This is a genomic window from Pseudomonas avellanae BPIC 631, from assembly GCF_000444135.1.
Classification (GTDB): Bacteria; Pseudomonadota; Gammaproteobacteria; order Pseudomonadales; family Pseudomonadaceae; genus Aquipseudomonas; species Aquipseudomonas avellanae.
On sequence record NZ_ATDK01000343.1, the window covers coordinates 1 to 6,110 of the forward strand.

Annotated in this window: 3 protein-coding genes and 1 pseudogene; 1 reads left to right on the top strand and 3 read right to left on the bottom strand. The window is 57.8% G+C overall.

What is annotated here, in order from left to right; translation table 11 throughout:
- Nucleotides 1-141: 141 nt before the first annotated feature.
- From rlmF to DW49_RS1000000130690, 3 genes are all read right to left on the bottom strand, one after another.
- Nucleotides 142-1,128, bottom strand: coding sequence for a 23S rRNA (adenine(1618)-N(6))-methyltransferase RlmF (rlmF, locus tag DW49_RS0120990; RefSeq protein WP_032617346.1), 987 nt, complete (start codon nucleotides 1,126-1,128; stop codon nucleotides 142-144).
- Nucleotides 1,129-1,230: 102 nt separating this feature from the next.
- Nucleotides 1,231-4,077 (bottom strand): valine--tRNA ligase, encoded by a 2,847-nt coding sequence (locus DW49_RS0120995; protein WP_005615439.1) that lies wholly within the window; start codon nucleotides 4,075-4,077, stop codon nucleotides 1,231-1,233.
- Nucleotides 4,078-4,382: 305 nt separating this feature from the next.
- Nucleotides 4,383-4,796: a DUF3757 domain-containing protein gene (locus tag DW49_RS1000000130690; protein ID WP_081591410.1), complete on the bottom strand. Its 414-nt coding sequence runs from the start codon at nucleotides 4,794-4,796 to the stop codon at nucleotides 4,383-4,385.
- Between the two features lie 522 nt (nucleotides 4,797-5,318).
- On the opposite strand from DW49_RS1000000130690, the pseudogene DW49_RS1000000132900 reads away from it, so the two are divergent.
- A pseudogene (locus tag DW49_RS1000000132900) lies at nucleotides 5,319-5,847 on the top strand (RHS repeat-associated core domain-containing protein); the annotation flags it as partial.
- Nucleotides 5,848-6,110: the final 263 nt, after the last annotated feature.

The following is a 6,110-nucleotide window of genomic DNA, read 5'->3' on the forward strand; positions in this document are numbered from 1 at the left end:
TATCGTTCCCTACGCTCCAGTGGGAATGCATTGCGTGACGCTCTACGTCACAGATCTGTGCCGCACTGCACACTCAAGAGAGGGCGCAGAGCGTCCAGAACGGCATACGACGCAGAGCGTCGCACGATAGCCAGAGTCGAGTCAGCCTGGTGTACGCTGTGCCTTGTCGAGGAAGGTCCAGGCCACGAAGCGGCTTTGTTTCTGGCCCTGGCCCATCTCCACGACTTTCACTTCAAGCGCGCCGGCTTTTTTCAGGGCGCTCTGGATCGGCGGCAGGTTGCTTGCCTTGGACACCAGGGTACTGAACCACACCACCAGGCCGGGTAACCTGGCGCTTTCCTGGATCAGTTGCGTCACGAAGCCGATTTCGCCGCCCTCGCACCACAGTTCCTGAGACTGCCCGCCGAAGTTGAGCACCGGTAGCTTGCGCTTGGGGTCAGCCTTGCCCAGTGCGCGCCACTTACGCTGGCTGCCGCGTTGGGCTTCGTCCAGCGACCCATGGAAGGGCGGGTTGCAGAGGCTCACGTCGAAGCGTTCGTTGCTGTCGCATAGCTCAAGCAGGATTTGCTTGCGATTGCCCTGCAGGCGCACGCTGATGGCTTTGTGCAAGCCGTTGGCCTTGACGATGGCCGTCGCGGCGGCGACTGCGGTGCTGTCGATGTCCGAACCGACGAACTGCCAGCCATAGTCGCTATGCCCCAGCAGCGGGTAAATACAGTTGGCACCCGTGCCGATATCCAGCGCCTTGACCGATGGCCCGCGCGGGATCATGCCTGCGCGGTCCTCAGCGAGCACGTCGGCGAGAAAATGCAGGTAGTCCGCGCGCCCCGGAATGGGCGGGCACAGATAATCCGCCGGAATGTCCCAGTGCGCGATGCCATAGAACGCCTTGAGCAGCGCACGATTGAACACCCGTACCGCCTGTGGATTGGCGAAGTCGATGCTTTCCTTGCCGTAGGGGTTGAGGATCACGAACGCGGCCAGTTCAGGACTGGATTTGATCAGCTTCGGAAAATCGTAATGCCCCTGATGACGATTGCGCGGGTGCAAGGTGGCTTTTTCGCGTGGCGCTGCTGGCTTGGCCGGTCGCTGAGGCTTCTTGCGCGGAGGTTTCGGGGTATCAGTCATGGATTCGATTTCGGCTGCGAGTAGGTCAATACAGAACATGGGGATAACAAAGGCCAGATAACAAAAAGCCAGCCCACGTATGGGCTGGCTTCTATGACCACCTTACAGGCTGGCGATGCGCGAGTGTTGCTCGGCCAGCTTGCCCAGCGCCTGTTCGGCCTCGGTCAGCTTGGCGCGTTCCTTGGCGATGACGTCAGGCGGTGCCTTGTCGACGAAGGCTGCGTTGGACAGCTTGCCGCCCACCCGTTGTACTTCGCCTTGCAGGCGCTGGATTTCCTTGTTCAGGCGCGCGAGTTCCGCCCCCTTGTCGATCAACCCGGCCATCGGCACCAGCACTTCCATGTCGCCCACCAGCGCGGTGGCAGACAACGGCGCTTCGGCACCGTCGGTTAACACCGTCATGGACTCCAGCTTGGCCAGCTTCCTGAGCAGGTAGTCGTTTTCGCTCAGGCGGCGCTGGTCTTCGGCGTTGACGTTCTTGAGGAACAGTTGCAGCGGCTTGCCCGGACCGATGTTCATTTCGCCACGGATGTTACGCACGGCAAGCATCAGGCCCTTGAGCCATTCGATGTCGTCTTCGGCAGCCTGATCGATGCGTGCTTCGTTGGCCACAGGCCAAGGTTGCAGCATGATGGTCTTGCCTTCCACGCCCGCCAGCGGCGCGAGGCGCTGCCAGATTTCTTCGGTGATGAACGGCATGAACGGATGCGCCAGACGTAGCGCGACTTCCAGTACCCGAACCAGCGTGCGACGCGTGCCGCGCTGACGTTCGACCGGTGCGGTTTCGTCCCACAGCACAGGCTTGGACAGTTCCAGATACCAGTCGCAATACTGGTTCCAGATGAACTCGTACAACGCCTGCGCGGCGAGGTCGAAACGGAACTGATCCAGTTGGCGGGTCACTTCGGCTTCGGTGCGCTGCAGTTGCGAGATGATCCAGCGATCCGCCAGCGACAGTTCGACGGCTTCGCCGTTCTGGCCGCAGTCTTCGCCCTTGTCCAGCACGTAACGTGCGGCGTTCCAGATCTTGTTGCAGAAGTTGCGATAGCCTTCGACGCGGCCCATGTCGAACTTGATGTCGCGACCTGTAGACGCCAGCGAACAGAAAGTGAAGCGCAGGGCGTCGGTGCCGTAGCTGGCGATGCCATCAGCGAATTCCTGACGGGTCTGCTTCTCGATCTTCTTCGCCAGTTGCGGTTGCATCAGGCCACTGGTGCGTTTCTCTACCAGCGTTTCGAGGTCGATACCGTCAACGATGTCCAGCGGGTCCAGAACGTTGCCCTTGGACTTGGACATCTTCTGGCCTTGGCCATCACGCACCAGGCCGTGGACATAAACGGTCTTGAACGGGACTTGCGGCGTGCCGTCTTCGTTCTTCACCAGATGCAGGGTGAGCATGATCATCCGGGCGACCCAGAAGAAAATGATGTCGAAGCCGGTGACCAGCACGTCGGTGGAGTGGAAGGTTTCCAGTGCCTTGGTCTTTTCCGGCCAGCCGAGCGTGGAGAAGGTCCACAGCCCTGAGCTGAACCAGGTGTCGAGGACGTCGTTGTCCTGTTGCAGCGCGATTTCCGGGCCAAGGTTGTTCTTGGCGCGAACTTCGGCTTCGTCGCGGCCTACATAGACCTTGCCGGACTCGTCGTACCAGGCCGGAATGCGGTGGCCCCACCAGAGCTGACGGCTGATGCACCAGTCCTGGATGTCACGCATCCACGAGAAGTACATGTTTTCGTATTGCTTGGGCACGAAGGCGATGCGGCCGTCTTCAACTGCAGCTATTGCAGGTTCGGCCAGCGGCTTGGTGGACACGTACCACTGGTCGGTCAGCCACGGCTCGATGATGGTGCCGGAGCGGTCGCCTTTCGGCACCTTCAGGGCGTGATCATCAACGCTGACCAGCAGGCCGGCGGCGTCGAACGCTGCGACGATCTGCTTGCGAGCTTCAAAACGGTCCAGACCGGCGTAGGCTGCGGGCAGGGTGCCGTCAACGCTTTCGTTCAGCTTGCCGTCGAGGTTGAACACCTGGGCGGCAGGCAACACATGGGCATTCTTGTCGAAAATGTTCAGCAGCGGCAGGTTGTGGCGCTTGCCGACTTCATAGTCGTTGAAATCGTGGGCCGGGGTGATTTTCACGCAGCCGGTGCCGAATTCAGGGTCGCAGTAATCATCGGCAATGATCGGAATGCGGCGGCCTACCAGCGGCAGCTCGACGAACTTGCCGATCAGCGCCATGTAGCGCTCGTCCTGCGGGTTCACTGCAACAGCAGCGTCACCGAGCATGGTTTCCGGGCGAGTGGTTGCAACGATCAGGTAATCCAGGCCTTCAGCGGTTTTTGCGCCGTCCGCCAGCGGGTAGCGCAGGTTCCACAGGTGGCCTTTTTCGTCGTGGTTTTCCACTTCGAGGTCGGAGATCGCGGTGTGCAGCTTGGTGTCCCAGTTGACCAGACGCTTGCCACGGTAGATCAGGCCGTCTTCATGCAGGCGCACGAAGGCTTCTTTCACGGCATCGGACAAGCCGTCGTCCATGGTGAAGCGCTCACGACTCCAGTCGACCGACGAACCCAGGCGGCGGATCTGACGGCTGATATTGCCGCCGGACTCGGCTTTCCATTCCCAGATCTTGTCGAGAAACTTCTCGCGGCCCAGCTCGTGACGGCTCACGCCCTGAGCTTCCAGACGACGCTCCACCAGCATCTGCGTCGCGATACCGGCGTGGTCGGTGCCCGGTTGCCACAGCGTGTTGCGACCCTGCATGCGCCGGAAACGGATCAGCGCGTCCATGATCGCGTTGTTGAAACCGTGGCCCATGTGCAGGCTGCCGGTGACATTCGGTGGCGGGATCATGATGGTGTACGAGTCACCCGCGCCCTGCGGAGCGAAATAGTTCTCGGACTCCCAGGTCTGATACCAGGAAGTTTCGATGGCGTGCGGCTGGTAAGTCTTGTCCATGCGCGGCGGGAACCTGTGGCATTGATTCGGAAACCGGTAAGTATAGCCCTTGCGGGCAGCGACAAGCCACAGGAGTAGCTGTGAGCTTCAGCAAGTTAGGTGGAATGCTTCTGAGCTACGCTGATTCTGACGACGTTGACCTGTGGGGCTGGGGACGTCTTGCGTTCAGGCTTTGCAGAACGCCCAGTCAAATCGACGGGAAAAAGCCGATAGTCGTGGGCGCTGTGATCTGGCGTTTGTAGTTTTACTAAAAGCTATCTGCCTTAAGCTGAATAGCTATTTTTAAAATGCATATTATAAAAACATCAATACTCAAACGTGCAGAGGGATGGTTGACTTTCACTGCAGCTGAGTCCGTTCCAGGCTTTCCCCACAGGTGTTGCTACCTTGAGTGTTTCAAGACTCATCCTGATTCCTGCGCTGCTATTGCCTTCATAGTCGCACGCCACAAATGCATTACCTGTGATCGCGCTTCGGTTGCGTATATTTGCAGTTTTGAATGCAATACTATTTATGTCCTTTGCATCGCCTCGCGGGTTTTCGCCTCTCCATTGTTGGTTGTTTGGGGCGGGCGCCGTATACACAAAACCTTGCCCTTCCTGATGTTGTTTGATGACGCTGACATCCGGGCATGCGGCAGGAGTAGGAGCGGCATAGACCTTCCCCATTAAAAGTGCCAGAGCAACAATGCCTACTGATTTCTTTGAGCGAGCTTTCATTTTACTTTCTCCATAGTGGATCTACGTTGATTTTATTTTTGCAGTGGGTGAACGAGTTGCTTGCCATGCTTTTAACCGACAGATCACCGCCACCGGCTTATCTATTCGCTTTTACTATTTTTTCATGTGCAGCGCATGAGTGGTCAGCAGTGTCCATCGAGTTCCATTATGCTTTCCAAATATTTTAAATGGTCGATAGCGTCTCAATACCAACGCTGCGATCAGCGTCAAAATGTAGGTTTTCTTATCATGTAGCGATTGATCAATCTGAGTTACACCCACCGCATTCGTCACGACACCCACCAGCCTGTGCACCGCGCGGCTCAGGTATCGGCGGAGGTTACCTGCTTCAAGACGGGCCTCGGTAGTGTGGACGTAGTGATCTCGTCAAGGAATGGAAGACGGGGAGAGTAATTTTCCATTCCACATAAACGCTTCAAGCTGGTAGTTCTGTCAGTAGGCGGGGTGTAGGCGAGGGGGCATGATCGGTATTCAGACTTTACTTGCAGGGCGGACGCTGCCATGGACGACACGCCTGAAGCCAGACGCGTACTGTGTCTATATCGCTATGACGCGCTGGATCGTGTTGCCGTAGTAGATCCAGAGGCGCAGGAGGCGGTTTCGCGGTTTTATCAAAAGAGTCGTTTGACGGTCGAGATACAGGGCGCGGTGCGTCGTCGTGTGTTTCACGCTGACGACCGTTTGTTAGCTGAATATGAGGCTGATGGCGCTGGCGATCGAGTGGACCTGCTGGTCACCGACCTGCAAAGCAGTGTGCTGCAGGCTGTGGGTTCACAGGGGCGGCAGCCGCTGGCTTACAGCCCTTATGGTCATCGCCCGCAGGGCGGGCCCTTTTCCGGTTTCAACGGCGAGCGCGCGGACCCTGTGACCGGGCATTATTTGCTGGGTAACGGCTATCGTGCTTTCAATCCGGTGCTGATGCGGTTCAATAGCCCGGACAACCTGAGCCCATTCGGGCGGGGAGGCTTGAATGCGTATGCGTACTGTCAGGGGGATCCGGTTAATCGGAGTGATCCTGGCGGGCATATCTCATCGTTCAGGGTGCCTGGGCTAACTATGTTTCCCAGGCGTGATTTTCAAAATTTACCGAATGAATTGATTGCAAAGGTAATCCGATACCTGCCCTTAAAAGATGCGGCCGCACTGGCTACAACGTCTTCCGTGATGGCGCAAAAAATATCAGGGCTTGGCGGCGGCAAAAACTGAGCGCAACACCTGACCAATCCGGTACGGTGAACCTATGTCATATCATGAACTCAGCATTGAAGAACGCATCACGATCCAGTTTGGCCA

Coding starts and splice junctions, on each gene's coding strand:
- DW49_RS0120995 (WP_005615439.1), bottom strand. CDS start 4,077: ATGGACAAGACTTACCAGCCGCACGCCATCGAAACTTCCTGGTATCAG.
- DW49_RS1000000130690 (WP_081591410.1), bottom strand. CDS start 4,796: ATGAAAGCTCGCTCAAAGAAATCAGTAGGCATTGTTGCTCTGGCACTT.
- rlmF (WP_032617346.1), bottom strand. CDS start 1,128: ATGACTGATACCCCGAAACCTCCGCGCAAGAAGCCTCAGCGACCGGCC.